Origin of the sequence: Jatrophihabitans sp. (genome assembly GCF_036388195.1) — a bacterium.
In the GTDB taxonomy this organism is placed as follows: Bacteria; Actinomycetota; Actinomycetes; order Mycobacteriales; family Jatrophihabitantaceae; genus Jatrophihabitans_A.
Genome location: NZ_DASVSG010000045.1, coordinates 1 through 26,168 on the forward strand (window position 1 = coordinate 1; position 26,168 = coordinate 26,168).

The following is a 26,168-nucleotide window of genomic DNA, read 5'->3' on the forward strand; positions in this document are numbered from 1 at the left end:
GGCTCTAGCGCTGGTCGCCGCGGATGTCGGTCTGCGGCTCCTCGATCTGCTCCTTGCGGACCTGCTCGGAGACGGTCTCCTCCGAGGTGACGGTCTCGGTGGCGAGCCGGACCCGCTCCACCGGAACGGTCTCCTTCTCCACCACCGGGCGCTCGGCGTGCAGGGTCACCTCGTGCTCTTCCTCGGTGAGGTCACCACCGGACATCGCCTGTCCCACGTTCGACTCGGTGATCGGCTCGCGCTCGATACGCACCTCCTCGTGGCTCACCGGCACCGTCTGGGTGACGTTCTCGGTGACGATGTACTTGCGCAGCCGAGCCCGGCCGGCCTCCACATTCTGGGTGCCGACCCGCACCCGCTCCTCGGAACGGGTCATGGCGTCGTCGGTGGTCGGGCCGGAGGTGTCGTGTCCGACCACTCCCGCGTCACCGGTCAGGTCCTGCCGGCCGGTCGTGCCCTCGTCGACGTAGTCCTGGGTGCCGGTCGTGCCCATGTAGCCGCTGTAGTACTGGTACAGCGCCTGCACCTCCGACTCCTCCAGATGACCGTCGTTCTCGACGTTCGGCGCGTCCTTGACCATCGCCTTGGAGACGGCCAGGACCAGGTTGTCGCCGTCGCTACTCGAGCCGTACAGCGGCGCGAATGACTCCTTGGTTCCGAACAGGCCGGTGCTGACGGTGACCCACTGCGGATCGCCGGTGGTGTCGTCGAGGTAGATCTGACCGATCCGGCCGATCTTGTCACCGCTGGTGTCGACGGCGTTCTTGCCGATCATTGACTGCAACTGCTCTGGTGCCATCATGCGAAATACTCCTTCGTCGGTCTCGCCCGGATGGGCCGAACGCGCGTCCGCTGACTGCGTCCGCGATGATTGGGCTTACTCCCACTGGTGAAACGCTGTGGGGGTGGATTCGGTGGTGGCTCACCGTGACACCGGATACCGCCGTAGAGGCAGTGGTCCGAAGCTCTTCGCGACCGGGTCTTCTCAGGCCCGGTTCAGGCCGTCCGCTGTGCCTGTCGGCTGGTGATCGTGAGATCCAGCCGGACCGGCAGTTCGGGATTGTCCAGTGCCTGCCGGGCATGTCGGACGGCCTGGGACTCGATCCGCCGGCGCAGGGCAGGCAGATCGGAGTTCTCCTCCAAGGTGGCGGCCACCACCAGCGTCGGGGCGAACGGGTCCCCGATCAGCCGGGTCCGGGCCGAGTGAACGCCGGGATAGCTGTTGATCTCAGCGGCGACCGCGTCGGTCAAGGCGGACGCGGACAGGGTGGTGCGACCGGCGCTGCGGTCCCCGGCCAGCGGCAGGTCACCCGCGCGGTCGGTGGAGAACAGCAGCGCCAGCAACCACCTTAGCGCCAGCAGCGCGATGATCGCAGCCACCAGGGCGATCAGGGGCCAGAGCCAGTCACCATGCCTGCCGAAGTAGTCGCTCACCTGGTCCGACACCAGCACCTCGTGCCTGGTGCCCCGGCCGAAGGCGTCGAATCCCGCCAGCGCGCCCGCGACACCCGCCGCGGTGAGCGCCAGCGCGAACAGGATCAGCATGATCCGGTTGGTGCGATCGGCATGCATCAGCGGCTCCTCGTGCTTACCTCGACCGACAGCGCCGGCGGGGATTGGAGTTCGAGGGCGTCCAGGCGCTGCTGGGCGGCCGCGGTGGCAGGTTCGCGCAAGCTCTCGGCGGTGAACGGCTGCAAGCCGGCTGTGGTGGCGGCCACCTTCACCTTGCGCCTGGTCACCGCCACCGTCGCGGAGCTGATGCCGTCGACATCGCTGACGGCTGAGCGGATCGTGCCGGCCACCCCGCGACGGGTATAGGCCGCGTCAGTGGTGTCGGATCGAGCGGCGAGCCGGCTCGGCCTGCTGCGCTTGAGCTCGGCGGCCAGCAGCAGCAACCCGGCAAGCGCCAGCAGGATGCAGGCAACCCGGACGCTGCCCTGCTGCCACTGGGTCCGCTGGCCCCAGTCGTAGAGGCGGGGCCAGTCCACGGCCACTGGATCGCGTCCCAGCCGCTGTGCGACCACCTCGACGACCACCAGGACGCCGGCGACGATCAGGGCGAGGCTGAGCAGCGCGGCCAACAGCCGATTGACAAGTCTCATCAGTTCAGACTCCTGTCCGGTTACCGCACCCGGCGGACGGGCTGGTCGGCAGTGGTCACCAGATCGGTCACCTCGATGGTCACCTCAGGGACGTGCAGGCCGGTCAGCTCCGTCAGCTTGGTCCGGACGTGATCGCGTACGGCTGTCGTCACGGCGGGCACCGATGCAGGCCAGCGAACACTGATCTCCAGCCGGATCAACGCGATCGAGCCGTCGACATGGGCCGACGCCTTGGGCAGACCGGCCAGGCTGGTCGCGCGCACCCCGAGCCCGCCGGCGCCCGACAGGGACCGGCCGAGCAGCCGGGGGGCCGCGGCGCCGGCGTCGGGTATCTCCACAGCGGCCTGGGCGGCCAGCTTGGCCACCACCGACTCGCTGATGCTGATCGTGCCCAGCTCGTTGCGACCAGCGGCCGGGGCGCCGGCTGGTCCGCCGGCCCCGACCGGTGACCCGGCCGGACCCTCGGCGACGGCGGTCGCGGTCATCGGCTGGAGCGCCGGCCCGAGACGTACTGGCTCAGGTCCAGGTCCCCATCGAGGATCTTGGCCACTATGAACCCGATCGCCGCGAACAGGGCGACGACCAGCATCTGACCGAAGTTGCCGAAGGCCAAGGCGAATCCCAGCGCCAGTCCGACGAGAGTGCCGAGCGTGCTGCGGGTCATGTCTACTCACAATCTCTAGGCTGCTTTCCTGCCATGCCGGGGCGCCGGCGGCCGAAGGCCTACCGAACCCGTGGCCGGCGCCGCCGCCGGATGCGGCGCAGCGCCGAGGTAACCGCGCTGACCGGCCATCGTGGGTGAACGACGAACACGATCGGAGCGGAACCGTCTGGCGGTTCAGACGGGGGTGGATCGAAGCGGCGCAGGCCGGCTAGGAAGTCGGCCGGGTCTCCGCCGCGGTCGGGATGGTTGCTGCGGATGAATTCCCGCCGCTGGGCCCGACGGGTGCGTTCGGCGTCGTCCATTGCTCCACAGTGCCATCCGCGAGCACCGCCGGGGCCACGGTTGCGGCCGGTTCGGCCGATGAGGGAAGTTGCGCCCTGGCCTGGCCCGGTTCAGCGACGTCAGTCAGGACGACGTCGATGATCCTGCCCCCGCTCAGCGCGGCCAGGACGCTACGGATCTGATCGGCAAGTTCGCCGACGGGTTGACCCCAGACGCCTCGGACGTGCACCTCGAGCCGGTCGTCCTCGATCCGGATGCCCGGAACCCGGCGCCCGGGAAGGTAGGTCGCGACGCCACCGAGCCGCCCGCCATCGAGGTCGTGTACGGCCGGGCAGCTGCGCACGGCGGCTGCCACGGCGTCGACGTCGACCCCGTCGACCAGGGCAGCCTCAGCAGGACTGGTCATGACACGCGGGCTGGCGCGTCCTGCTGCTGGTCATCGGCCGGCAGGTAGACGTCATCGATGTTGACGTTGACCTCGACGACCTCCAGGCCGGTCATCCGCTCCACCGACTGCTTGACATTGCGCTGGATGCTCTTGCCCAGGTCGGCGATCGAGACGCCGTATTCGACGACGATGTCCAGATCGATCGCTGCCTGGGTCTCACCCACCTCGACGCCGACCCCCTGGGCGACGTTCGGGCCGGTGCTGCCCGGAATCCGCTCCCGCAGGGCTCCGAAGGCACGCCCCGAACTGGTGCCCATCCGGTGCACTCCGCTGATCTCCCGGCAGGCCATTCCGGCAATCTTCTGAACGACATTCTGGGCCACGCTGATCCGGCCCTGATCGGTGTGCAGCGGGGTCGGGCTGGCGGCGGGGTCGGCGCCGGCAGGAGCGACGCTCGTGCTGGTACTCGTGGGTTTGGTCATCTTCAGAGGAACTCCCGTGCTGGGTGCCCGGCCCGGGCGCTGAGCGCGCGCCGCCCGGCCAGGGGCGAGGAGTGCAGGGGGCTGTGCAGGGTCCTCATCCCATAAGACACCGATCAGCGGAAAAGATCGCGCTTTTTCTCTAAGAATTTTTCTGCGGGCCGACGGGTGGCCGGCCGGGTCACCGCCCGCGGGGGGTGACCGGATGTCCGACAGGAGCGGTTACGGTCGTCAAGGACGTGATCGAGTACTTGGAGTTCTGCGGGTGGGAGTCGCGATGAGCCAGGACGGCGAGGCCGATGGCTTCGACGACGGCTATCTCGTGCAGCGCGCCCAGGAGGGCTACCTCGACGCCTACGCCGAGCTGGTGAACCGGCACAGCCTGCTGGCCTACCGGGTGGCGCTGCGGATCCTGGGCCATCACCAGGACGCCGAGGACGTCGCCCAAGACGCCCTGGTCACGGCCTGGCAGCAATTGCCCCAGTATCGCGGGGAATCCAGCTTCTCGACCTGGCTGTACCGGATCGTGACCCGCAGAGCCCTCAACTGGATCAGCCGGGACCGCCGGCGAGGCTCGGCCGATGTGCTCCCGGAGCGCGCCGAGGTCAGTGCTCCGGCCGACGTCGCCGTCGAACGCAACGAAACCGTCGACGCCGTCACCGCGGCCATCCAGGCGTTACCACCGGCCCAGCGAGTCGTTGTGGTTCTGCACCACCTGGAGGGTCTTTCCTACGCAGACGTCGCCACTATCACCGCATCGAGTGTTCCCGCGGTGCGAAGCCAGCTCTACCGGGCGCGGCGCGCGCTCGGGTCGGCGCTAGCGGAATGGAGGTGAACCGGGCATGACCGAACCGTCGCGGGCCCGCCGCCTGCTCGATTCCGCCAGCCAGCATCTGGCCTGTGGCGCCGACGTGGATGAACTGCTTGAGCAGGTGGCCGATGGCGACGCCGACCGCCTGAGCGAGCACCAGCGGACCTGCCCGCACTGTCAGGCGGCGATCGCGGAGTTCCGGGTGCTGTGGGCGCCGGTCCAGGAGTACGCCCGGCAGCCGGTCCGCCTGCCACAGCGGCTGCGGGCCTCGGTCCTGAAGCAGGTTGACCGGCTGGTGCACGATGTCTGGTACACCCTGCAGCTGACAGACATCGGCGCCGTCCGGGTCGCGGCCCGGGTGGTGGCAGCGGTGGCTCGTGACGCCGCCAGCCAAGTGCCCGGTGTCCGGGTGGCGCTGGGGCGCAGCACCGAATCCCGGATCGCGCGGCTGGTCTCCAGGGCCACCTCCGGCCACCTGCACCCGCATGCCGCGGTGGGCGTGCTCGGACGTACCGCCGTGGTCGACCTGGCTCTGGCAGTCAGCTACGGCCAGCCGGTTCATGAGGTGGCGCTGGAGGTGCAACGCCGGGTGATAGCGGAACTCAAAGAAAACATCGGATTACAGAGTGTTACCGTCAACGTCACGGTAGACGACGTTTCGCCTAAGCCGGCCGAATAGCTCACCACAACGAAGCGGATTACTCGGGAGCAATGCTCCACAAGCCTGCGTCTACGGCAAATTCTTGTGCAGCGGCCAGCCAGCTAGGTCCTTGTGCCGATGTCCATTACATTGGCGCCAGCCGTGCAGTCGAGAAACGGGCTGGCACCGCGTTAGTTCGAAATGATGTGAACAGCCTTGAGTGACCTCACCGACATGGACAGCGCCCGCTGGTTCGCAGCTCTCGCCCGCGATCTGGCCGAGCAACCCGACCGGGGCACGACCGCTTCCCGAGTGCTTGAACTTGTGACTGGCGCGACCGGGTGCTCCTTCGCCGCGATCGCCCACCTCTCGCCGCAAGGCGTGCTGATCCACAACCATGCCACCGACCGCGCGCTGCTGAGCAAGGTCGCTGCCATCTCTACCAGCACCGGAGAGGGCGTCGCCTGGCAAGCGCTTCGCCAGCGCGCGACGGTGCGTGTGGACGATCTGGGTTCGGAGTCCCGGTGGCCGCAGTACACCGCCAGGTTGCGTGCTGAGACTCCGATCCGCTCGGCGCTGGGATACTGCCTGGTCCTGGACAACCTGGTGCTCGGCGCGCTGCTGCTGTTCTCCACCGAGCCGGCTTTCTTCACCGACACCATCTGCCGCTTCGCCGACGTCTATGCCGACCATGCCGCGATCGCACTGGCCCGGGTGAGCGATCACGAGCGCGCGGAGAACCTCGAGACGGCGTTGCAGAGCAACCGCGAGATCGGCATGGCGGTCGGCATCCTGATGGTCCGCTACGGCCTCACCGATCAGGCTGCCTTCGACCTGCTGCGGGTCACCTCGCAGCACGAACACCGCAAGCTTCGCGAGATCGCCGCTGAGACGGTCTACAGCGGCGAGCTCCCGCAGCGTCCCGAGCGGGAGCGGCCCGTCCTGCGTCCCGAGCGGGTGGAGCGGCCCGTCCTGCGGCTGGCCTGACCGGCCTCAGAGGTATCCCGCTCGGGCCGGACTCGGCATCGACAGGTCGAACACGACCTAATCGCGAGCGGCGCGATGCGCTGCGCCGGGGGATCTGCGATGGGCGGGCTCGACTGCGCGGGCTCGGCTGGGCCGGCTCGACTGCGCGGGCTCGACTGCGCGGGCTCGGCTGGGCGGGTGATACTTCTGGCGGTGAGCGGTGGGCGTCCTTTCGATATCGCGGGCCGCGGTGGCGAGCTGCCCGGCCCGCGGTGGCGCCGCGCCGTGCCACCGATCGAGGCGGCCCTGGCGGCGGGCCTGCCGGTGCGGCCGGTGTGGATCAATGAGGTCGGCGGGCGCACCTTCGAGGTCGGCGAAGGCGCCGGGCGGTACTTCCTCAAGTGGACCCCGGCAGGCAGCGGCATCGACCTCGGACGTGAGGTGGCGCGGCTGCGCTGGGCGGTCCGGTTCACCCCGGTGCCCGTGGTGCTGGCCCAGGGCTCGAACGCTGCCGGATCGTGGATCGTCACCGCCGCGCTGGCTGGCGAGAACGCCGTCGCAGACCGGTGGCTGACCGATCCGGGACCTGCCGTGATCGCGATCGGGACCGGGCTGCGGGCGCTGCACGATGCGCTGCCGGTTCCCGGGTGCCCGTTCTCCTGGTCGGCCGAGGACCGGGTCGCCGACGCCCGGCGCCGGGCCGCGGAGCTGGACCCGGCATCCTGGCATCCCGCGCATCGAGGGCTGAGCGTCGATCAGGCGCTGGCCGCGCTCGACCGGCCACCGGCGGTGGATCGGCTGGTGGTCTGCCATGGCGACTCGTGCGCGCCGAACACCCTGCTCGACACCGAGGGCGGCTGGACCGGCCATGTGGACCTCGGCAGCCTGGGCGTCGGCGACCGGTGGGCCGATCTCGCGGTCGCGACCTGGAGCACCGAGTGGAATTACGGCCCGGGCTGGTCGGACCGGTTGCTGGCTGCCTACGGCATCGACGCCGACCCGGTCCGGATGGCGTACTACCGCCTGCTGTGGGATCTCGGCCCCTAGCGCGTACCCGCCAGCCGCGTACCCGCCAGCCCCGTCCTCATGGCCGCGCCTGTAGACGGGGATCTTCGGGTGACTGCCTGCTGGTCACGCTGACTGCATTGCATATTCGAATAATTGTTCGATAATTGTATGATGCCACCTCGGGTGATCGTGCAGCTGGTTCGCCAGCTCGCCGACCTGCATGCCTGGGGACGCAGTGAGGGCAGCTGGTGGGGACTGGTGTCCTGGCGCACCTACGGCAGCTTTCCCGACGGCGTCAACGGCTACCTGCACACCTCGGCCTGGATCCCGGCCCGGCTGCTGGACCCGTCCAGCGATCCCGCCGCGGCGATCGAGTACCAGACGGTGCAGCGCTTCGACCTGCCCGAGGACCGGTCGGCCTGGCCCCGGCCCGCCGCCACCGCAGGCCGTCGCTGGCGGCACTGCGGGCCACTGGAGGAAGCCGCGCCGGCTGCCTCGGAGGTGACGCCGCTGGTCGGCGGCACCGGCCTGCCCGCAGCGCCGGGACCGGCGGCTAGCCCAGACCCGAATTGACCGCCAGGATCGTGACATCGACCGCCGCGGCGGCCATGGTCGCCAGGAACGCGCCACGCCCGCGCGGGCGCCGCGTCGCCGAGCGCACCGCCACCAGCGCCAGCACCAGCACCGCGGCCGTCCCGATCGCGGTCAGCACCGGATTTCGGAAGCCGGTCTGGGAGTCGATGATCCCGGCGGCGGCCAGCAGCGCCGCGACCGCGGCGAGCACCGAGCCCCGGGCGCCGAGCCGCTGCGGCAGGCCCAGCACCCCGGCGGCCAGATCCTCGGGCAGGTCCGGCAACACGTTGCCGAAGTGCGCGGCCACCCCGACCAGCCCGGCGGCCAGCATCGTCCAGGCCGGCGGCAGCTGCGGCCCGGGGATCGCCGAGGTCGCCAGCGCCGGCAGCGCCCCGAAGGCGACGAAGTAGGCCAGCGCCGACCAGGGGGTTGCCTTCAGCCCCAGGTTGTAGGCCCAGCCGCCGGCGACCGTGACGGCATGCAGGGCGGCCGCCCGCCAGCCCAGCGCCAGGGACAGCAGCACCGTCAGCACCAGGGCGACGCCGAGCGCGAGCCTGACCTGGCGATCGAGCTCGGGGGCGACCGCGAGCGGCTTGTCGGTCCGTCCCGCCGCTCGATCGCGCGGGGCATCGATCAGGTCGTTGGACCAGCCGATCGTCAGCTGTCCGGCCAGCACCGCCGCCGCGCCGAGCAGGCAGACCGGCAGCGGCTTGCCGGCCACCGCGAACAGCGCGGTCGACAGGACGGTGACCGCCATGCACGGGATCGGATGGCAGGTGCGGATAAGAACCGAGAGGCGGGCCGGCACGGGCTGAGCATAGGCGGCGGCACCCGGCCGGACCGTCCTAAGCTGGGTTGATGACCACCATCGCCGGCGTCCGGGGCGTCCTGCCCGAACACCGCTACGACCAGCAGGACATCACCGACGCGATCGCCGACTGGTGCCTGTCCTCCGATCGGGAGCGGGCGCTGCTGCGCCGATTCCACCAGAACGCCCAGGTCCGGACCCGGCACACCGCGGTGCCGCTGGAGCGCTACCGGGAGCTGGCGGATTTCGGCTTGTCCAACGACATCTTCATCGAGCAGGGCACCGTGCTCGGGGCGCGCGCGGTCACCGAGGCGCTGGCCGCGGCGGGGCTGGCCGCGGCCGATGTCGACCTGATCCTGTTCACCACCGTGACCGGGGTGGTCGTCCCGTCGCTGGACGCGCTGATCGCGCCGGTGGTGGGGCTGCGCCCGGACGTCAAGCGCCTTCCGGTGTTCGGCCTGGGGTGCGTGGCCGGCGCCGCCGGCATCGCCCGGGTGCATGACTACCTGCAATTCCATCCTGACGAGGTAGCCGTGCTGCTCTCGGTGGAGCTGTGCTCGCTGACCATGCAGCCGCAGGACCGGTCACCGGCCAACATGGTGGCCACCGGCCTGTTCGGCGACGGCGCGGCGGCCGTGGTGCTGGTCGGCGCCCGGCGCGCCGAGCAGCTGGGCATCGACCAGCGGATGCCGACCGTGCTGGACTCGCGCTCGCACCTGTACCCGCACACCGAGCGGATCATGGGCTGGGACGTCGGTGCGGACGGCCTCAAGATCGTGCTGGACGCCGAGGTTCCGACGCTGGTGGAGAAGTACCTCGCCGGGGACGTGTCGCTGCTGCTGGATGCCCACCAGCTGCACAGCAGCGAGATAGCCGGCTGGGTCTGCCACCCCGGTGGCCCCAAGGTGATCGAGGCGATCCAGCGCACCCTGGGCCTGGAGCAGGGCGAGCTGGAGCTGACCTGGCGCTCGCTGTCCGCGATCGGCAACCTGTCCTCGTCCTCGGTGCTGCACGTGCTGGCCGACACCGTCGCCGGCCGCAGCTTCGAGCCGGGCAGCCCCGGGGTGCTGATGGCGATGGGCCCGGGCTTCTGTTCGGAGCTGGTGCTGCTGCGATGGTGAGCTCTGCCACCGCGTACACCGCGCTGATCCTGCTGGTGGGCCTGGAACGGCTGGCCGAGCTGGTGGTCTCCCAGCGCAACCTGCGCTGGAGCAGGCAGCGCGGCGGCGTGGAGACCGGCGCCGGCCACTACCCGGCGATGGTGGCGCTGCACAGCGCGCTGCTGGTGGGCTGCCTGGCCGAGGTATGGCTGCTGGACCGGCCGTTCGTGCCGCTGCTGGGCTGGCCGATGCTGGTCGTGGTGCTCGCGGCGCAGGCGCTGCGCTGGTGGTGCATCCGCACGCTCGGGCCGCAGTGGAACACCCGCATCGTGGTGGTGCCCGGCGGCGGCCGGGTCAGCTCGGGTCCCTACCGCTACCTGCGGCACCCGAACTACGTGGCGGTGGTGCTCGAAGGGATCGCCCTGCCCCTGACCCATACCGCCTGGCTGACCGCGGTGGTCTTCTCGGCGCTGAACGCGGCGCTGCTGAGCGTCCGGATCCGCAGTGAGTCCCGGGCGCTGGCCATGCTCGGCCAGGCGTGATCGACGTCCTGGTCGCCGGCGGCGGCCCGGTGGGCCTGGTGACGGCGCTGTATGCCCAGCGGGCCGGGTTGGAGGTAGCTGTCCTGGAGCCGCGGCCGGCGCCGATCGACAAGGCCTGTGGCGAGGGCCTGATGCCCCCGGCGCTGCAGGCGCTCGCCGAGCTGGGGGTCGAGCCGCCGGGCCGGCCCTTGCGAGGGGTGCGCTACGTCGACGGGACGCATTCTGCGCAGGCGCTGTTCCCCGGCGCTGCCGGCCGCGGCGTTCGCCGGACCGCCCTGCAGGGCTGCCTCAGCGAGCTGGTCGCCAGCCGGGGGATCCCGGTGCGCCGGGCGGCGCTGACCGAGTTGCGCCAGGACGCGGTCGGGGTGCGGGCAGCCGGGATCAGCGCGCGGTATCTGGTGGGCGCCGACGGCCTGCACTCGACCGTGCGCAGGCTGGCCGGGCTGAGCCTGCCCAGCCGGTCGGGAGCTCGCTGGGGGCTGCGCCGCCACTACCGGGTAGCGCCGTGGTCGGATCTGGTCGAGGTGCACTGGTGCCCATCGGCGGAGGCCTATCTCACTCCGATCGCGCACGATCAGATCGGGCTCGCGATACTCAGCCGGAACCGCGCGTCCTTCGACGACCAGCTGGCCCGGTTTCCCGCGCTGGCGCAACGGCTGTCAACGCGGACCGGCTCCCGGGTGCTCGGCGCCGGCCCGCTGCGGCAGCGCACCCGTTCGCGGGTGGCGGGAAGGGTCCTGCTGGTCGGCGATGCCGCCGGCTACGTCGATGCGCTGACCGGCGAGGGCATCACGGTGGGCCTGACGGCGGCGCGGCTGCTGGTCGATTGCCTGGTGGCCGACCGCCCGCAGGACTACGAGCGGCTGTGGTCGGACAGCTCCCGCCGCTACCGGATGGTCACCGGCGGCCTGCTCTGGGCAGCCGGCCGGCCGGTGCTGCGTCGTGGCATCGTCCGGACGGCCGCGGCCGCGCCCAAGGTCTTCGAGCTGGTGGTCGGGCAGCTGGCCCGCTGACCGCTGCTGGATCTCCGCAGCCCGCCGGCCGTGGTGATAGGTTTTTTGACATGGCTGAACGCCCAGCCGGTCCGGATAGCGACTCCAGCGGCCCTGAGCGAAGCGACCAGGCAAGGCCCGCCGACCTGCACAGCTGAGCTCCCCCCGCATCCGGCCCAGTCGTAGAGACCGTCGATCGTCTGTCGGGACAGTCGACGTAAGGAGGTCCAGGTGGACGAGCAACGTGATGTGATCGAGGTCCTGACCCACGACCATCGAGAGGTCGAGCAGATGTTCGCCGAGTTGGACGCCCTGCGCGGCGCCACCGACGAGCAGTCCCGTTCCAGGCGCAAGGATGTCGCCGAGCAGGTCACCATCGAGCTGGTGCGGCACGCCGTCGCCGAGGAGGCGGTGCTCTATCCGAAGGTGAAGGACAAGGTCAGCGAGGCCGAGGCCGAGCGCGCCAAGCGTGAGCACGCGGAGGCCGAGGCGACCATGAAGCGGCTGGAGAAGCTCGATCCGGAGGACCCCGGCTTCGACGCCGAGCTGCAGACGCTGATGGTCGAGATCCGCGCGCATGTGGCCGAGGAGGAGGGCCAGATGTTTCCGCACCTGCGGTCGGTCTTCAGCCAGGACGAGCTGGTCAAGATCGGCCAGCAGGTGGAGGCGGTGAAGAAGCTGGCGCCGACCCGGCCACATCCCAGCGCGCCGGACCAGCCACCCGGGAACCTGATGGTCGGGCCGATCGCCGGCCTGTTCGACCGGCTGCGCGACGCCGTGACCCACCGGGGCACCGGCTAGTTGCCGGCGTGCGGCTGTTCCAGCGTCGAATCCAGTCGAACAGCCAGACGCGCATCGACTGCCCACACGATCTGCCGCCGATCAGGCGGGCGTGCCTCAGATCGTCACTCCGTCGCGCAGTAGATCTTCTGGGTCGTGTAATAGGCGGTCTTCTGTCCCCACTGGTAGCTGGGGTCGCAGTCACCGCCGTCGTACCACACGCCGACGATCGACGTCTTGGCTGAGGTCGAGTAGTAAGTGACCTTGACATCCACTCCGCAACATGGCGGCAGCGCCGAGGCCGTGGTGGTCGCAGCAGGGGCCAACATGACTCCGGCCGTCAACGCTACGACAGCCACAACAGACTTGTTCATACGACGGGATAGACGCATGTGTTCGCTCCAGGAGTGGTAGGGGTCAAAGGGCCGCGAACCCAGCGCTGAGACGCAATGTAATCCCCGGTTCCCAAATGGTATAAGCAGGGATAATGTTAACGGGAGGTAACTTATAGGGCAATAGCCAGCGTCTGTCCTCTCAGGGGCCGCTAGTGCGAGTCCGGCTCGCCCAGGCCCTGCTGGGGCTCGTCCTGCTCGGCCGGCTCCGGGCCCTCGCCGGCTCCGGGGTGCAGGCCGGGCTGGGGCTCCTCGGGCGGATTCGTGCCGGGACGGCCGCGATCGGGAGCCTCGCCGTCCTGGCCGAGCACTTCCTCGCTGACATTCTCCACAAATTCCGACATCTGTCTCTCCTGCTCTCTCTCGCTCCTGTGGCAAGGCCTTCTTCCTATCACCGATCCGCAGCGCTCCTGCCACCGGCTCGGTGAGGAGGAGAACGGCTCGCCACCGTCTGGAAGGAACCACTGACATGGCGTTCAACCCGCGGACGGCAATCGTGACCGCCTCGGACTCCGGCATCGGCAAGGCGACCGCGGTGGCGCTTGCCCGGGCCGGCATGGACATCGGCATCACCTGGCACTCGGACTCCGACGGCGCCGAGCAGACCGCCGAGGAGGTGCGCGCGCACGGCCGGCGGGCGGTCGTCGCCCAGCTCGACACCACCGATCTGCCCGGCTGCGGGGATGTCATCGACCGGCTGGCCGAGGAGCTGGGCGGGCTGGACGTCTTCGTCAACAATGCCGGCACCGGTGACAACGCCCCGCTGCTGGAGATGACCTACGAGCAGTGGCGCCACACGGTGGCGACCGATCTGGACGGCGCGTTCGTCTGCCTGCAGCGCGCGGCCCGGCGGATGGTCGAGGCTGGCCAGGGCGGCCGGCTGATCGCGGTGACCAGCGTGCACGAGCACCAGCCTCGGGTCGGCTCCAGCGCCTACGATGCCGCCAAACACGGGCTCGGGGGCCTGATGAAGACGATCGCGCTCGAGCTCGGCAGCCATGGCATCACCGCAAACTCGGTCGCTCCCGGTGAGATCGCGACCCCGATGACCGGCCAGGAGGACCAGGACCCGCATGAGGTGCACCGTCCCGGGGTGCCGCTCGGACGTCCCGGCGACGCCCGCGAGATCGCCGCGGTGATCGCGTTCCTGGCCTCGCCCGATGCCGGTTACGTGACCGGGGCGTCCTGGGCCGTCGACGGCGGGATGCTGCAGATGGGCCCGCAGGCCGGCTCGCACCTCACCAGCGACGACTGGCGACAGGGCTGAGCGGAGGCTGGTGAGCGGGGCCGTGACCGGGCGGCAAGGAGTGGGCGGAGACGCTCACTCCTTGCTCTGCACGGCGCTGTAGCCGAACTGGAGGAAATCGGCGACGGCGATACTGGCGAACGTCGACGCCACCAGCCGGGCAGCGCGGGGCGCGAACACCAGGCCGGCGGTGAACCCGGTGGCGACCCACTGGGCCAGGCAGAACGGGCAGGTCAGCAACTCGCCGACCGCATGGCGCAGGTGCGAGTCGGTGCGGACCTCCTCGTGCAGCTCGGCGGGTCCCTGCACGCCCCCGTAGGTGGTGAACGGAGCTCGGATGGGGCTCGCCACCGCGTCCTTGGTGATGGTGCGGGTCACCCGGTGGGTGGCGAGGCCGAACAGCGCGACGTCCCACGGGGTGATCTGCTGGGGCGCGCGGAAGCCCAGGCGGCGTGCCAGCAGCGTCACGCCGGTCACCGCCCCGGCGTAGACGCTCATCGCGGCGAGGTAGCCGCTCAGGGGCCGGTCGTTGCCGTTGCGGTAGGTGTCAGCCTCGCGCTGGGCCCAGTGCTTGATGGTGCTGGCGTTGGTCATGGAGTGCTCCCGAATCTCGCTGCTGGTTCCGGCCGTGACGTGGGGAATGCGATCAGGAATCGCGGCTGATCAGCTTGTTGAACCGGCTCGTCTCGCCGTCAGAGGTCTGCTCCTGGTAGACGAAGGCCAGGCCGCGGTCGTCGAAGACCCTGAAGAACTCGTCCCAGTCGGCATCGTCGAGCCGTTCTTCGGAGGCGTCGAATTCGATGCGCAGCACGCCGCCGCCCTGGCCGGAGTCCTCGGTTCCCGACACCGTCGCCGGCCGGCCGCCGCGCGCCTCGGCCCAGGCGCGGATCACGTCGTGGTCGGTCGTGGTGTAACTGGCCGCGGTGGTCTGGCTCTTGGTGTTGCGGGTCACCTCGTCCACGGCGTCGGCGTCCTGAGCTGCCTGGGATGCGTGGCCGTCCGGCGTGTCGGTCATGACAGATGTCCTTTCATGGTCTGAGCCCCTCAGAAGGGAAGGACGGCTCCTGACTGGGGGCCGAAGCGCTGTGAGAGCTGGCGGCAGCAGCTGAGCGGTGAGCGGGACCAGGCCGCACTGCGCCGCGTGAGTCGGCTCGTACTTGAGCCGTGAATCCAACTTAGAGCATCGCCTGGCCGGACAACAGGCGGCCCGCCGAGCGCCCGGATGTCGGTGTGCGCGGGCGGCCCGAGGCCCCGCCCCAAGATCACGCAGAGTGATCAACTTGTCAAGTGACTACACGTTTGGTCGATGGGTGATCTTGAGGTTGTCTAAGGAGAGGGATGGCTGTGCGATCAGGTCCGCCCCGGCGAGCGGCCGGCAAGGCGTCGATGATGCCGTGGCTGGCCGGGTTGGCGATGGCACTGGCGGTCCTGGCGCTGAGCGTGTTCACTGCCCGGCTGTTGCGCCATCCGGCCCTGGCCAGCGCCGCCTGGTGGCCCGCGGCCGGCCTGACCCTGGCGGTGCTGGCGCGTTCGCCGCGGCGCTGGTGGCCCCACCTGCTCGCCGGCGCGGCCTTCAGCAGTGGGCTCGGCAGGCTGCTGGTCGGCGCCTCGCCCTTCGCAAGCGCCTGCTACGCGGTGGCCGGCGTGCTCGAATGCGTGATCGCCGCCCGGTTCCTGGCCGGTGGCGTGGCGCACCGGTCCCGCCCGCTGTCGAACGTCGCCGATGGCATTCGGATGATCACCGGCGCGGTGCTCGGCGTCAGCGCCGCGGCATCGGTGGTAGCGCTGCGTTACCTGGTGGTCGGCGACCCCTGGATTGCCGGCACCTGTGGCTACGTCCTGAGCCATGGCCTCGGCCTGGTGATGCTGACCCCGTTGCTGCTGGTGCCCACCGGCCCGGCCGTGTGGGCCGAGTTCGGCTACGGCCGCCGCAATGCCGAATGGATGGTGCAGCTGGCCCTGGTCACCGGCGCCGCGTGCTGGATCTTCCTTCCCGAGCACACCGCCGGGCAGGCCTTCCTGGTGCTGCCGCCGTTGCTGTGGGGCGCGGCCCGGCTGGGCGCGTTGCGGGCGATGGTGTCCGCGCTGGTCGCCGCGGTGCTGGCCACCATCGGCACGCTGGACGGTCACGGCGCGCTCAGCTCGTTCAGCGACCCGCAGCACCGGCAATGGATCCTGCAGGCGCTGCTGGCGGTGATCTGCCTGGCCACCCTGATCCTGGTGCTGAGCGGGCAGGCCCGCGACGGCGCGCTGGCGGCCGCGGCCGAGCGTGAGGAGGCGCTGGCCGAGGCGCAGCGGCTGGCCACCCTGGGCTCCTGGACGTGGGATCTGGCCTCCGGGCAGATGACCTGGTCGGCCGAGATGTACCGGATCTTCGGGGTACGCCGAGGCATCTTCCAGCCCAGCCTGCAGGGGTGGGTGTCGCTGGTGCAGCCGGCGGACCGGGTCCGGCTGATGGCCGCGGTGAATACCGCGCTGGCCGAGCACCAGCCGTACGAGCTGGAATTCACGGTCAGCCCGCCTGGAGAGGCGGTGCGAGTGGTGCACGGCCGGGGCCGGGTGCAGCTCGATGACAACGGCGTCCCGGCCCGGATGAGCGGCACCGCGCACGACGTCACCGAGGCCCGGCGCTCGGCGCGCGAGCTGGCGACCGCCCGGGATCTCTACCGAGGGGTGCTGGCCGCCGCCAGCGGCATGTCGATCATCGGCACCGACCCGCTGGGCCAGATCACGGTGTTCAACACCGGCGCCCAGAAGATGCTCGGCTACACCGAGGAGGAGATGCTGGGCAACAGCCCGATCGTGCTGCACGACCCGATCGAGATCGAGCTCAGGGCCGTCGAACTGGGCGTCGAGGCCGATTTCCGGCTGTTCACCCGGGGCGCTGACTCCGATGCGCCGGAGACCCGGCAGTGGACCTACCTGACCAAGACCGGCAGCCGGCTGCAGGTGGAGCTGACCGTCACCGCGATGACCGCGCCGGACGGCTCGCACAGCGGTTACATCGGAGTCGCCAGCGATGTCACCAGCCAGCGCCAGGCCGAGCTGGCGCTGCGGGAGAGCGAGCAGCGCTTCCGCCTCGCCTTCGACGCGGCGTCGGTGGGGATGTGCATGGTGTCGCTGGATCCGGCATCGACCGGCAAGCTGATGCGAGCCAACCAGGCGATGTGCAACTTCACCGGCTACACCGAGCAGGAGCTGCTCACCCTCGACGTCGTGAGCCTGTCGATCCCCGAAGACAGCGAGGCGACCAGGGCGGCCCTGGCGGCCATGTGCCGCGGCGACATCACCCAGGTCCGCCGGGAGACGCTCTACCGGCACGCCGACGGCAGCCACCTGTGGGGCCTGCTCTCCTCCTCCACGGTGACGCCCGCGGACGGCAGCTCGCCCTACGCCATCTCCCTGGTCGAGGACATCACCGCGCGCAAGCGCGCCGAGGCGGCGCTGACCCACCAGGCGCTGCACGACGGCCTCACGGGCCTGGCCAACCGCAGCCTGCTGCTGGACCGGCTGGAGCATGCGCTGGAGTCCCAGGCGCGTTCGAGCGGCCGGGTAGGGGTGGCCTACCTCGACCTCGACGGCTTCAAGCAGGTCAACGACGGCGCCGGCCACGCCGCGGGCGATGAATTGCTCGTCCTGGTCGCCGGCCGGCTGCGCGGCTCGGTCCGCCCGGGTGACACCGTCGGCCGGCTCGGCGGTGACGAGTTCGCCATCATCTGCACCGAGCTGGGCGACAACAAGGACCTGAGCGCGGTCGCCGACCGGGTGCTGAAGGCGCTGCGGCAACCGTTCCTGCTGCCCTCGGGTACCTTCACCATCAGCGCCAGCATCGGCCTGGCCATCGCCGAGGAGCGCACCACCGGCGAGCAGCTGCTGGCCGCCGCGGACACGGCGATGTACACGGCCAAGCGGGCCGGCCGGGACCGGGTGACCGTCACCGATCCCCAGCAGCAGGCCCGTGCCGACCGCAGCAACCGGCTGCGTCCGCAATTGGAAACGGCGCTGAGCGCCGATGAGCTGGTGATGTACGGCCAGCCGGTGGTGGACCTGGGCACCGGCCGGGTCGTGGCGGTGGAGACCCTGCTGCGCTGGAACCATCCGCGTCGCGGCGTGCTGGGGCCGGGCGAGTTCCTCGACGTGGCCGAGACCAGCGCGCTGATGATCCCGATCGGCCGGCGGGCGCTGCAGGAGTCGTGTCGGATGGCTGCCAGCTGGGCAGACCACCTCGGCGGCGCCGCGCCTGACGTGCATGTCAACATCTCTGGCCGCCAGCTGGAGACCGGCAGCCTCACCGAGGACGTGCTCACCGCCCTCGCCGAGCACGGCGTTCCGGCCGACCGGCTGGTGCTCGAGCTCACCGAGACCCACATGCCGCTGATCGCCGACTCGCTGCGCAAGGACCTCAGCCGGCTGCGCGACCTGGGCATCCGGATCGCCATCGACGACCTGGGCACCGGCTACAGCAGCCTCACCCGGATCACCGAGCTGCCGGTGGACATGCTCAAGATCGACCTGCGATTCATCGCCGGCCTCGGCACCGACTCCGGCTGCACCGCGGTGGTGGCCGCGATCCTGGAGATCGGCAAGACCCTGGGGCTGGCCGTGGTGGCCGAAGGCGTCGAGACTGCCGCCCAAGCCCGGTTGCTGGCGCAGTACGGCTGCCAGACGGCGCAGGGCTACCTCTACAGCAGGGCACGGCCGGAGGCGGACCTGTCCTTCCACCTCGCCAGTGCCGCAGCCAGCCAGCCGGGCCTCGCCAGGGTCGGCGCGCTGGCCCTGCGCGCGCCTGCCTGAGAGCGATCCCGTCTGAGAGCGATCCCGTCTGAGAGCGATGTTGTCCTGCGGAAGCACTGCGCTCTAGGCTGACGCCAGGTTGCCGCGGCAACCTCCAGCAGGCGCACCCGCTCCGGAAGCAGCCCGGCCGGTGCCTGGCTGGTGCTGAAGGAGGGGGCAGTGACCGGATGCCGATTCCCAGCAATCTCAAGGCTTTCGGTGCCAGGAGCGTACCGATGAGGACGTTCGAGCACGCGGTGGTCACCGGCGGCGCCGGCTTTCTCGGCTCGCACCTGTGCCAGGAACTGCTCGCGGCCGGCGCCGAGGTCACCTGTCTTGACAACTTCCTGACCGGAGTGCCGGACAATCTGGCCCATCTGCGGTCGGCCAACGGCTTCCGCCTGATCAAGTGCGATGTCACCGACTACCTGCACGTGCCCGGGCCGGTGGACCTCGTGTTGCACTTCGCCTCGCCGGCGTCACCAGCTGATTACCTGCGGTTGCCGATCGAGACCATGAAGGTCGGCAGCGTCGGCACCTTGCATGCCCTGGGCCTGGCCAAGGACAAGCGCGCCAGGTTCGTGCTGGCCTCCACGTCGGAGACCTACGGCGACCCGCAGGTGCACCCGCAGCCTGAGGATTACTGGGGCCATGTCAATCCGGTCGGTCCGCGCGGGGTGTACGACGAGGCGAAGCGGTTCGCCGAAGCGCTCACCGTCGCCTACCGCACCACCCATGGCGTCGACACCGCGATCGTCCGGATCTTCAATACCTACGGGCCCCGGATGCGCGCCGACGACGGCCGCGCGATTCCGACGTTCATCCAGCAGGCGCTGGCCGGTGAGCCGCTGACCGTAGCCGGAAACGGCAGCCAGACCAGATCGGTGTGCTACGTCGACGACACGGTGCGAGGGGTGCTGGCGGTGGCCGGCAGCGACCTGGCGGGACCGATCAACGTCGGCAGCCCCGATGAGATGCCGATCCTGCGCATCGCCAAGGAGATCATCGCGGCCACCGGGTCACCCTCCGATATCCGGTTCATCGACCTGCCGGTGGATGACCCGCTGGTGCGCCGGCCGGACACCACCCTGATCGAGCGGGAGCTGGGCTGGCGCCCGCAGGTCAGCTGGGACGAGGGCATCCGACGCACCATCGCCGCTATCCGCAGCCAGGGCGCTGTCACCGGTTTTCGATGAATGCTGGCGCGAGAAGCGCTTCTCGGCTTAGAGTCGCTTCTGGCTGAGCATTCAGCCTGCGGCAGCGCCCTCGATTGGACGTGACCATCGAGCTGCGGTGAACAACACCGCCCCTCTTTTCCCGTGGACTTTCCTGATCGCTCGTGCGGCCGCATTGGCAGATGTGTCGAGCACGGCGGGGGCCATGCGAATCCTTGGCATCAATGCGCTGTACCACGATCCGGCTGCCGCGCTGATCGTGGACGGCCGGATCGTCGCTGCCGCCGAGGAGGAACGGTTCAGCAGGCGCAAGCACGGCAAGCGCCCGGTGCCGTTCTCCGCGTGGGAATTGCCCGAGCTCTCGGCGGCATGGTGCCTGGAGCAGGCCGGCCTCATGCCCGGCGATCTGGACGCTGTGACCTACTCCTTCGATCCGGCGCTGCACCTGCCGCCCGAGCAACTCGGTGTGTTCGACCCCTGGGACGAGCTGCGCCAGCGCTACGCGCGTGCCGCTCCGGACTTCCTGGCCAGCGCGCTGCCCGGCCTCGACGCCTCGCAGGTTCGCTTCGTGGCCCATCACGTCGCGCACGCGGCATCGGCCGGACTGGCCGCGCCGTTCGACGGCGACTGCGCGGTGCTGGTGCTCGACGGGCGGGGTGAGCGGCACAGCTCGCTGGCAGGCCTTTACGCGCAAGGGGAATTGCAGATCCTGCACAGCCAGCAACTGCCGCACTCACTCGGCCTGCTCTACGAGGATGCCACCGAACATCTGGGTTTCCTGCGCAGCTCCGACGAGTTCAAGGTGATGGCGCTGGCCTCCTACGGCAGGCCGCGGTTCTGCGACGACCTGCGTCCGCTGGTGCATGCCTGTGCCGACGGCGGGTTCCGCACCAGTGGCGTGGACTGGAATTCGCTGGCCAAGAAACGCCGTCCGGACGAGCCGTGGGCGGCCGAACACGCCGACCTGGCGGCCAGCCTGCAGGCAGTTCTGGAAGAGGTGTTGCTGGAGCTCACCCGCTGGCTGCACGAGCAGACCGGCAGCACCAGGCTCGCGCTGGCCGGCGGTGTCGCGTTGAACTGCGTCGCCAACACCCGGCTGTGGCGCGAGAGCGGGTTCGACGAGGTGTGGGTGCAACCGGCCGCCGGCGACGCCGGGACCGCTTTGGGATCTGCGCTGGCCGGCGCCCAGCAGCTCGGCGAGCCGGCCGCCGCGATGCTCGGCGCGGACCTGGGCCGGCAGTGGAGCGACGCCGAGATCGAGGCGATGCTGCAGACGGCGAAGCTGCCCTACGACCGGCCGTCCGACATCGCCGAGGCGGCGGCTGAGACGCTGGCTGCCGACGGCATCGTGGCCTGGTTCCAGGGCCGCAGCGAGTACGGCCCGCGCGCGCTCGGGCACCGGTCGCTGATGGCGCATCCGGGCCGGGCGGCGAACCTGGAGCGGCTCAACGACGTCAAGGGCCGCGAGCAGTTCCGGCCGGTCGCGCCGATGGTGCTGGCCTCGCGGGCGGCCGAGCTGTTCAGCGGCGGTCCGATCCCGTCGCCGTACATGCTGTTCGTCCATCAGGTGGCCGAGGAATGGCAGCCGCGGATCCCGGCCGTGGTGCACGTGGACGGAACCGCCCGGATCCAGACCGTCGATCCGGCCACCGAGCCGCTGGTCGCTCGGTTGCTGGAGGAGTTCTGCCGCCGCACCGGCCTTCCGGTGGTGGTCAACACCAGCCTCAACACCGCCGGCCGGCCGATGGTGGACTCACCTCGGGACGCGCTGGAGTGCTTCGGGTCCACCCCGGTCGACCTGTTGGCGATCGGCCCGTTCGCGGTGCGCAGGGCAGCGCTCGGATCGCAGCAATTCGCATTGCCACAATTGGGATTAGCGCACCTGGGACTACCGCAGTGAGCGCTGGACCGAGTTACGCAGTGGTGATCCCGACCATCGGGCGTCCCTCGCTGGCAGCGCTGCTGCGCAGCCTCGCCGAGTCCGCGGCCGCCACCGGCCGGCCGCTGCCCCCGGTGTGCCTGGTGGATGACCGGCCGGGCCCGGCCGCGGAGTTGGAGCTGGCCGAGCAGCGCGCGCAGGGCTGGCCGCTCACGGTGCTGCGCAGCGGCGGCCGCGGCCCTGCTGCCGCCCGCAACGCCGGCTGGCGACGCTGCGACAGCGACTGGATCGCCTTCCTCGACGACGACGTGCTGGTCAGCCCGGACTGGTTGGGCACGCTGGAGGAGGATCTGGCCGCGGCCCCGGCGACGGCCGGCGGGATCCAGGGCCGGATCGAGGTGCCGCTGCCGGCCGAGCGCCGGCCGCGGGACTGGGAGCGCGGCACCGCCGGCCTGGCCACGGCCGCCTGGATCACCGCGGACATGGCCTACCGCCGGTCGGCGCTGATCGAGTGCGGCGGCTTCGACGAGCGGTTCCCGCGCGCGTTCCGGGAGGATTCGGACCTGGCGCTGCGGATGCTCGACCGCGGCTGGCAGCTGCGCCGGGGGAGCCGGCAGACCGTGCACCCGGTCCGCCCCGCGGGCTGGTGGGCCAGCGTCCGGCAGCAGCGCGGCAACGCCGACGACGTGCTGATGCGTCGGTTGCACGGGCCGGACTGGCGGCGCCGGGCCGCCGCGCCACTGGGCCGGCGTCCCCAGCACCTGCTCAGCACCGCAGCCGGGCTGACAGCCGTGGCCGCGGCGGCCGCCGGCCGGCGACGGGCAGCGGCGCTGGCCGGATTGCTGTGGGCGGGCAACACCGCCGAGTTCAGCTGGCGCCGGATCGCGCCGGGCCCGCGCGATCGGACCGAGGTGCTGCGGATGATCACCACCAGCATCGCGATCCCGCCGGCCGCCACCTGGTACTGGCTGCGGGCGCTGGCCGATCGACGCGCCACGGCAGCCCGGCCACCGGCAGCCCGGCCCGCCGCGGTGCTGGTCGACCGGGACGGCACCCTGGTGCACGACGTGCCCTACAACGGCGACCCGGCGGCGGTGCTGCCGGTGCCCGGCGCTCGCCGCGCTCTGGACCGGTTGCGGGCGGCCGGCATTCCGGTGGCGGTGATCACCAACCAGTCCGGCATCGGTCGTGGCGTGCTCACCGATGCCCAGGTCGAAGCGGTCAACGCCCGGATCGAGGCGCTGCTGGGGCCCTTCGACGGCTGGTTCGTCTGCCCGCACACCGACGAGGCCGGCTGCGAGTGCCGCAAGCCGGCCCCCGGCCTGATCCGGCAGGCGGCCGCCGAGCTGGGGGTTCCGGCCGGGGACTGCGTGGTGATCGGCGACATCGGATCCGACGTCCGCTCCGCCGCCGCGGCTGGCGCCGCCTCGATCCTGGTTCCGACCGAGCAGACCCGGCGCGAGGAGGTCGCCGCCGCGCCGCTGCGTGCGGCCGACCTCGCCGAGGCGGTCGATCTCGTGCTGGCCGGCCTGCGGTGAGCCGCCGGCTGCTGGTGGTGCGCCTGGACAGCATGGGTGACGTGCTGGTGTCCGGGCCGGCGATCCGGGCGGTCGCCGCCGCGGCGGGGCGCCTGACGTTGCTGACCGGGCCGCTGGGGGAGGGCGCCGGGCGGTTGCTGCCGGGCGTCGACGAGGTGCTGGTGTGGTCCTGCCCCTGGATCATGAATCCCGCGCCGCCCGCGCTCCCGGCCGACATCGGTGAGCTCGTCGAGCGGCTGGCGCGGCTGCGGCTGGACGAGGCCGTGATCCTCACCTCGTTCCACCAGTCGCCGCTGCCGACGGCGCTGCTGCTGCGGCTGGCCGGAGTGCCCCGGATCGTGGCCAGCAGCGAGGACTATCCCGGCTCGCTGCTGGACCTGCGGCTGCCGGTGGCCAGGGACGGCCCCGAGCCGGAGCGGATGCTGGCGACCGTGCGGGCGGCCGGCTTCGCGCTGCCACCCGGTGACCACGGCAAGCTGGCCATCCGGCTGCCACCGGCGACCGTCCGGGAGCAGCCGCACTCTCCTTACCTGGTCGTGCATCCGGGTGTCACGGCGGCGGCTCGGGCCTATCCGGCCGAGCGGTGGGCCGAGACCATCCGGTTGTTGAGCGAGGCGGGCTGGCCGGTGCTGGTCACCGGGTCGACGTCCGAGCGCGAGCTCACCGCGGACATCGTGGCCGCGGCCCGGGCCGGCCTGCCGGCCGAGGGCGACCGGCCGGCCCTGCTGGACCTGGCCGGCACGCTGGACCTTGCGGAGCTGGCCCACCTGCTGGCCGGCGCTTGCGTGGTGCTGGCAGCCAATACCGGCCCGGCACACCTGGCGGCGGCGGTCGGCACCCCGGTGGTCTCGCTGTTCGCGCCCGTGGTGCCCGCCACCCGGTGGGCTCCGTACGGAGTGCCGGTGGCGCTGCTGGGAGATCAGGACGCCGCCTGCCGCGACACCCGCCGAACCGTCTGCCCGGTGCCGGGTCATCCATGCCTGAACGGCGTCGAGCCAGCCGCCGTGGCAAGTGCCGTCGAACAGCTTGTCAGACAACAGACAGCAACACTGACGGTGACCGGATGAGGATCCTGCTCTGGCACGTGCACGGCAGCTGGACGACCGCGTTCGTCCAGGGCAGCCATGACTACGTCGTTCCGGTGCTGCCCGACCGCGGCCCGGACGGTGTGGGCCGGGCTCGCACCTGGAACTGGCCGGCCTCGGTCATCGAGCTCCCGCCGGCGGCGTTGCGCGAGCAGGACTTCGACGTGGTGCTGTTGCAGCGGCCGGAGGAGCTGGAGCTGGTGCGCCGGTGGCTGGGTCGCGACCCCGGCCGGCAGCTGCCCGCGGTGTATCTCGAGCACAACACCCCGGATGAGAAACCCTGTACGCAGCGGCACCTTCTCGCCGACCGGACCGATATCCCGCTGGTGCACGTCACCCATTTCAACAAGCTGTACTGGGACAACGGCCGCGCCCCGGCCACCGTCATCGAGCACGGCATCATCGATCCGGGCATCCGCTACACCGGCGAGCTGAGCCGGGCCGCGGTGGTGGTGAACGAGCCGGGCCGGCGTGGCCGGATCGTCGGAGCGGATCTGATCGAGGAGTTCCTCCCGGTGGCGCCGGTGGACGTCTTCGGCATGCAGGCAAGGCAGTTCGCGGCCGAATGCAGGGAATCGGCAGGCGTGGCAGCGGATCGCCTGATCGGCTATGAGCAGGAGGTCCCGACCCAGGACCGGATGCACACCGAACTGGCCCGTCGCCGGGCCTACCTGCACCTCACCCGGTGGACGTCGCTGGGCCTGACCCTGATCGAGGCGATGCAGCTGGCGATGCCGGTGCTCGCGCTGGCCAGCACCGAGGCGGTGGCGGCCGTCCCGCCCGAGGCCGGTGAGATCAGCACCGACGTGCGCCGGCTGGCACACCGGCTGCGCACCCTGATCGCAGAGCCGGAGCTGGCCCGCGCCTGCGGCCTGGCGGCGCGGGCCGCCGCGCTCGAACGCTACGGGCTCAAGAGATTCCTGGCTGATTGGGACGCGCTGCTGGACGGGCTTTCGGCGATGAACGGGCTCATTCGATGAGAGGAGTGCGCAGATGAAGATCGCGATGGTCTCCGAACATGCGAGCCCGCTGGCCTGCCTCGGCGGGGTGGACGCCGGTGGCCAGAACGTGCACGTGGCGGCGCTGTCGGCGGCGCTCGCCCGGCGTGGGCACCAGGTGGTGGTCTACACCCGGCGGGATGACCCGGGCCTGCCGAGCAGGGTGCGGTCGCTGCCGGGGGTCCAGGTCGAGCACCTGGACGCCGGCCCGGCCAGGCCGATCGGCAAGGACGACCTGCTGCCCTTCATGGACGGCTTCGGCGCCCAGCTGGCCCGATGCCTGCAGCGGCAGCGGCCCGATGTCGTCCACGCGCACTTCTGGATGAGCGGGCTGGCGTCGCTGCAGGCCGCCGGCTCGCTCCGGCTGCCGGTGGTGCAGACGTTCCATGCGCTGGGCAAGGTGAAACGGCGCTGGCAGGGAAACTCGGATACCAGCCCGCCGGAACGGATCGGCGCCGAGCGGTTGATCGCGCGCACCGCGGCGCTGGTGATCGCCACCTGCACCGACGAGGTGCGCGAGCTGCGGTCGATGGGAGCGCCCGCGGACCGGATCGAGATCGTGCCCTGCGGGGTGGATCTGGAGCTGTTCAGCCCGCCGCGCGACGTGCCCCTCGCGCCGGCAGACAGCTCGGCTGGCAGTTCGACAGGAGGCAGAAGCCGGCCGCCCCGGTTGCTGATCCTGGGCCGGCTGGTGCCACGCAAGGGCGTCGCGGACGCGATCGCGGCGCTGGCCCAGGTGCCGGATGCGCAGCTGCTGGTGGTGGGCGGCCCGGCTCCGGACCGGCTGGCCACCGACCCCGAGGCCCGGCGGCTGCTGGCGCTGGCGGCGGCCCACGGAGTGGCTCACCGGGTCCGGCTGCTGGGCCGTCAGCCCCATACCGAGCTGCCCGAGCTGATGCGCTCCTGCGACCTGCTGCTGGCGGTGCCCTGGTACGAGCCGTTCGGCA

General features: G+C 71.0%; 29 protein-coding genes. 17 read left to right on the forward strand and 12 right to left on the reverse strand.

Translation table 11 applies throughout. From position 1 onward, the window contains the following. Positions 1–4: 4 nt before the first annotated feature. The 7 genes from VF612_RS04095 to VF612_RS04125 all read right to left on the reverse strand — a co-directional run bounded on the left by VF612_RS04095 (position 5) and on the right by VF612_RS04125 (position 3,918). Positions 5–802, reverse strand: coding sequence for a DUF2382 domain-containing protein (locus VF612_RS04095; RefSeq protein WP_408658578.1), 798 nt, complete (start codon positions 800–802; stop codon positions 5–7). A 194-nt stretch (positions 803–996) separates the two neighbouring features. Continuing rightward, a complete protein-coding gene (amaP, locus tag VF612_RS04100) occupies positions 997–1,572 on the reverse strand; it encodes an alkaline shock response membrane anchor protein AmaP (protein ID WP_408658579.1) in 576 nt (191 codons plus the stop codon). After that, the gene (locus VF612_RS04105; RefSeq protein WP_408658580.1) at positions 1,572–2,102 is read right to left on the reverse strand and encodes a DUF6286 domain-containing protein; all 531 of its coding nucleotides are present in this window, start codon (positions 2,100–2,102) and stop codon (positions 1,572–1,574) included. The genes amaP and VF612_RS04105 overlap by 1 nt, the downstream gene beginning before the upstream one ends. A gap of 20 nt (positions 2,103–2,122) precedes the next feature. Next, entirely contained in the window at positions 2,123–2,587 is a 465-nt protein-coding gene (locus VF612_RS04110) for an Asp23/Gls24 family envelope stress response protein (RefSeq protein ID WP_408658581.1), read from the reverse strand. After that, the gene (locus VF612_RS04115) at positions 2,584–2,766 is read right to left on the reverse strand and encodes a DUF2273 domain-containing protein (protein WP_408658582.1); all 183 of its coding nucleotides are present in this window, start codon (positions 2,764–2,766) and stop codon (positions 2,584–2,586) included. The genes VF612_RS04110 and VF612_RS04115 overlap by 4 nt, the downstream gene beginning before the upstream one ends. Before the next feature lie 208 nt (positions 2,767–2,974). Continuing rightward, the gene (locus VF612_RS04120; RefSeq protein WP_408658583.1) at positions 2,975–3,454 is read right to left on the reverse strand and encodes a hypothetical protein; all 480 of its coding nucleotides are present in this window, start codon (positions 3,452–3,454) and stop codon (positions 2,975–2,977) included. After that, entirely contained in the window at positions 3,451–3,918 is a 468-nt protein-coding gene (locus VF612_RS04125) for an Asp23/Gls24 family envelope stress response protein (protein ID WP_408658584.1), read from the reverse strand. Before VF612_RS04125 ends, VF612_RS04120 begins: the two co-directional genes overlap by 4 nt. Positions 3,919–4,180: 262 nt before the next feature. Between VF612_RS04125 and VF612_RS04130 the strand changes: the two genes are divergently transcribed. The 5 genes from VF612_RS04130 to VF612_RS04150 all read left to right on the forward strand — a co-directional run bounded on the left by VF612_RS04130 (position 4,181) and on the right by VF612_RS04150 (position 7,913). Next, entirely contained in the window at positions 4,181–4,750 is a 570-nt protein-coding gene (locus tag VF612_RS04130) for an RNA polymerase sigma factor (protein WP_408658585.1), read from the forward strand. Positions 4,751–4,757: 7 nt separating this feature from the next. Beyond that, entirely contained in the window at positions 4,758–5,405 is a 648-nt protein-coding gene (locus tag VF612_RS04135) for an Asp23/Gls24 family envelope stress response protein (protein WP_408658586.1), read from the forward strand. A 195-nt stretch (positions 5,406–5,600) separates the two neighbouring features. Next, positions 5,601–6,353 carry a GAF and ANTAR domain-containing protein gene (locus VF612_RS04140; protein ID WP_408658605.1) on the forward strand — a complete coding sequence of 251 codons (753 nt, stop codon included), beginning with the start codon at positions 5,601–5,603 and terminating at the stop codon, positions 6,351–6,353. A 237-nt stretch (positions 6,354–6,590) separates the two neighbouring features. Next, positions 6,591–7,379 (forward strand): phosphotransferase, encoded by a 789-nt coding sequence (locus VF612_RS04145; RefSeq protein ID WP_408658606.1) that lies wholly within the window; start codon positions 6,591–6,593, stop codon positions 7,377–7,379. 129 nt (positions 7,380–7,508) lie between these two features. Beyond that, entirely contained in the window at positions 7,509–7,913 is a 405-nt protein-coding gene (locus VF612_RS04150; RefSeq protein ID WP_408658587.1) for a hypothetical protein, read from the forward strand. Here VF612_RS04150 and VF612_RS04155 read toward each other — a convergent pair. Next, positions 7,894–8,670, reverse strand: coding sequence for a UbiA family prenyltransferase (locus VF612_RS04155; RefSeq protein WP_408658588.1), 777 nt, complete (start codon positions 8,668–8,670; stop codon positions 7,894–7,896). The genes VF612_RS04150 and VF612_RS04155 overlap by 20 nt on opposite strands. A gap of 101 nt (positions 8,671–8,771) precedes the next feature. Between VF612_RS04155 and VF612_RS04160 the strand changes: the two genes are divergently transcribed. The 4 genes from VF612_RS04160 (at position 8,772) to VF612_RS04175 (ending at position 12,156) form a co-directional block, all read left to right on the forward strand. Beyond that, on the forward strand, positions 8,772–9,842 hold the full coding sequence (locus VF612_RS04160; protein ID WP_408658589.1) for a type III polyketide synthase: 1,071 nt from the start codon (positions 8,772–8,774) through the stop codon (positions 9,840–9,842). Beyond that, positions 9,836–10,363, forward strand: coding sequence for an isoprenylcysteine carboxyl methyltransferase family protein (locus VF612_RS04165; RefSeq protein WP_408658590.1), 528 nt, complete (start codon positions 9,836–9,838; stop codon positions 10,361–10,363). The genes VF612_RS04160 and VF612_RS04165 overlap by 7 nt, the downstream gene beginning before the upstream one ends. Next, the gene (locus tag VF612_RS04170) at positions 10,360–11,376 is read left to right on the forward strand and encodes an NAD(P)/FAD-dependent oxidoreductase (RefSeq protein WP_408658591.1); all 1,017 of its coding nucleotides are present in this window, start codon (positions 10,360–10,362) and stop codon (positions 11,374–11,376) included. The genes VF612_RS04165 and VF612_RS04170 overlap by 4 nt, the downstream gene beginning before the upstream one ends. Positions 11,377–11,586: 210 nt before the next feature. Next, positions 11,587–12,156, forward strand: a complete 570-nt coding sequence (locus tag VF612_RS04175) for a hemerythrin domain-containing protein (protein ID WP_408658592.1) — start codon at positions 11,587–11,589, stop codon at positions 12,154–12,156. A 104-nt stretch (positions 12,157–12,260) separates the two neighbouring features. Here VF612_RS04175 and VF612_RS04180 read toward each other — a convergent pair whose 3' ends face one another. After that, on the reverse strand, positions 12,261–12,464 hold the full coding sequence (locus VF612_RS04180) for a hypothetical protein (protein WP_408658593.1): 204 nt from the start codon (positions 12,462–12,464) through the stop codon (positions 12,261–12,263). A gap of 215 nt (positions 12,465–12,679) precedes the next feature. Continuing rightward, positions 12,680–12,871, reverse strand: coding sequence for a hypothetical protein (locus VF612_RS04185; RefSeq protein WP_408658594.1), 192 nt, complete (start codon positions 12,869–12,871; stop codon positions 12,680–12,682). Positions 12,872–12,996: 125 nt separating this feature from the next. Here VF612_RS04185 and VF612_RS04190 point away from each other — a divergent pair, with 125 nt between their 5' ends. Beyond that, positions 12,997–13,794 carry an SDR family oxidoreductase gene (locus VF612_RS04190; protein WP_408658595.1) on the forward strand — a complete coding sequence of 266 codons (798 nt, stop codon included), beginning with the start codon at positions 12,997–12,999 and terminating at the stop codon, positions 13,792–13,794. 54 nt (positions 13,795–13,848) lie between these two features. On the opposite strand, the gene VF612_RS04195 is transcribed toward VF612_RS04190, so the two are convergent. Continuing rightward, positions 13,849–14,367 carry a DUF1360 domain-containing protein gene (locus VF612_RS04195; RefSeq protein ID WP_408658596.1) on the reverse strand — a complete coding sequence of 173 codons (519 nt, stop codon included), beginning with the start codon at positions 14,365–14,367 and terminating at the stop codon, positions 13,849–13,851. A 52-nt stretch (positions 14,368–14,419) separates the two neighbouring features. Then, a complete protein-coding gene (locus VF612_RS04200) occupies positions 14,420–14,788 on the reverse strand; it encodes a hypothetical protein (protein WP_408658597.1) in 369 nt (122 codons plus the stop codon). A 329-nt stretch (positions 14,789–15,117) separates the two neighbouring features. On the opposite strand from VF612_RS04200, the gene VF612_RS04205 reads away from it, so the two are divergent. The 7 genes from VF612_RS04205 to VF612_RS04235 form a co-directional block, all read left to right on the forward strand. Continuing rightward, the gene (locus VF612_RS04205; protein WP_408658598.1) at positions 15,118–18,567 is read left to right on the forward strand and encodes a bifunctional diguanylate cyclase/phosphodiesterase; all 3,450 of its coding nucleotides are present in this window, start codon (positions 15,118–15,120) and stop codon (positions 18,565–18,567) included. 215 nt (positions 18,568–18,782) lie between these two features. Beyond that, positions 18,783–19,742 (forward strand): NAD-dependent epimerase/dehydratase family protein, encoded by a 960-nt coding sequence (locus VF612_RS04210; protein ID WP_408658599.1) that lies wholly within the window; start codon positions 18,783–18,785, stop codon positions 19,740–19,742. Positions 19,743–19,926: 184 nt separating this feature from the next. Continuing rightward, positions 19,927–21,621: a carbamoyltransferase family protein gene (locus VF612_RS04215; RefSeq protein ID WP_408658600.1), complete on the forward strand. Its 1,695-nt coding sequence runs from the start codon at positions 19,927–19,929 to the stop codon at positions 21,619–21,621. Then, positions 21,618–23,138 (forward strand): HAD-IIIA family hydrolase, encoded by a 1,521-nt coding sequence (locus VF612_RS04220; RefSeq protein WP_408658601.1) that lies wholly within the window; start codon positions 21,618–21,620, stop codon positions 23,136–23,138. The genes VF612_RS04215 and VF612_RS04220 overlap by 4 nt, the downstream gene beginning before the upstream one ends. Next, positions 23,135–24,205: a glycosyltransferase family 9 protein gene (locus VF612_RS04225; protein ID WP_408658602.1), complete on the forward strand. Its 1,071-nt coding sequence runs from the start codon at positions 23,135–23,137 to the stop codon at positions 24,203–24,205. The genes VF612_RS04220 and VF612_RS04225 overlap by 4 nt, the downstream gene beginning before the upstream one ends. Then, complete coding sequence (locus VF612_RS04230; RefSeq protein WP_408658603.1) at positions 24,202–25,203, forward strand: glycosyltransferase; 1,002 nt, start codon at positions 24,202–24,204, stop codon at positions 25,201–25,203. The genes VF612_RS04225 and VF612_RS04230 overlap by 4 nt, the downstream gene beginning before the upstream one ends. A 13-nt stretch (positions 25,204–25,216) precedes the next feature. Continuing rightward, a partial coding sequence (locus VF612_RS04235) for a glycosyltransferase (protein ID WP_408658604.1) occupies positions 25,217–26,168 on the forward strand: 952 nt, incomplete at its 3' end.

Coding starts and splice junctions, on each gene's coding strand:
- VF612_RS04115 (WP_408658582.1), bottom strand. CDS start 2,766: ATGACCCGCAGCACGCTCGGCACTCTCGTCGGACTGGCGCTGGGATTC.
- VF612_RS04125 (WP_408658584.1), bottom strand. CDS start 3,918: ATGACCAAACCCACGAGTACCAGCACGAGCGTCGCTCCTGCCGGCGCC.
- VF612_RS04200 (WP_408658597.1), bottom strand. CDS start 14,788: ATGACCGACACGCCGGACGGCCACGCATCCCAGGCAGCTCAGGACGCC.
- VF612_RS04135 (WP_408658586.1), top strand. CDS start 4,758: ATGACCGAACCGTCGCGGGCCCGCCGCCTGCTCGATTCCGCCAGCCAG.
- VF612_RS04180 (WP_408658593.1), bottom strand. CDS start 12,464: ATGTTGGCCCCTGCTGCGACCACCACGGCCTCGGCGCTGCCGCCATGT.
- VF612_RS04190 (WP_408658595.1), top strand. CDS start 12,997: ATGGCGTTCAACCCGCGGACGGCAATCGTGACCGCCTCGGACTCCGGC.
- VF612_RS04110 (WP_408658581.1), bottom strand. CDS start 2,587: ATGACCGCGACCGCCGTCGCCGAGGGTCCGGCCGGGTCACCGGTCGGG.
- VF612_RS04150 (WP_408658587.1), top strand. CDS start 7,509: ATGATGCCACCTCGGGTGATCGTGCAGCTGGTTCGCCAGCTCGCCGAC.
- VF612_RS04140 (WP_408658605.1), top strand. CDS start 5,601: ATGGACAGCGCCCGCTGGTTCGCAGCTCTCGCCCGCGATCTGGCCGAG.
- VF612_RS04185 (WP_408658594.1), bottom strand. CDS start 12,871: ATGTCGGAATTTGTGGAGAATGTCAGCGAGGAAGTGCTCGGCCAGGAC.
- VF612_RS04120 (WP_408658583.1), bottom strand. CDS start 3,454: ATGACCAGTCCTGCTGAGGCTGCCCTGGTCGACGGGGTCGACGTCGAC.
- VF612_RS04160 (WP_408658589.1), top strand. CDS start 8,772: ATGACCACCATCGCCGGCGTCCGGGGCGTCCTGCCCGAACACCGCTAC.
- VF612_RS04165 (WP_408658590.1), top strand. CDS start 9,836: ATGGTGAGCTCTGCCACCGCGTACACCGCGCTGATCCTGCTGGTGGGC.
- VF612_RS04215 (WP_408658600.1), top strand. CDS start 19,927: ATGCGAATCCTTGGCATCAATGCGCTGTACCACGATCCGGCTGCCGCG.
- amaP (WP_408658579.1), bottom strand. CDS start 1,572: ATGCATGCCGATCGCACCAACCGGATCATGCTGATCCTGTTCGCGCTG.
- VF612_RS04105 (WP_408658580.1), bottom strand. CDS start 2,102: ATGAGACTTGTCAATCGGCTGTTGGCCGCGCTGCTCAGCCTCGCCCTG.
- VF612_RS04155 (WP_408658588.1), bottom strand. CDS start 8,670: ATGGCGGTCACCGTCCTGTCGACCGCGCTGTTCGCGGTGGCCGGCAAG.
- VF612_RS04230 (WP_408658603.1), top strand. CDS start 24,202: ATGAGGATCCTGCTCTGGCACGTGCACGGCAGCTGGACGACCGCGTTC.
- VF612_RS04195 (WP_408658596.1), bottom strand. CDS start 14,367: ATGACCAACGCCAGCACCATCAAGCACTGGGCCCAGCGCGAGGCTGAC.
- VF612_RS04210 (WP_408658599.1), top strand. CDS start 18,783: ATGAGGACGTTCGAGCACGCGGTGGTCACCGGCGGCGCCGGCTTTCTC.
- VF612_RS04095 (WP_408658578.1), bottom strand. CDS start 802: ATGATGGCACCAGAGCAGTTGCAGTCAATGATCGGCAAGAACGCCGTC.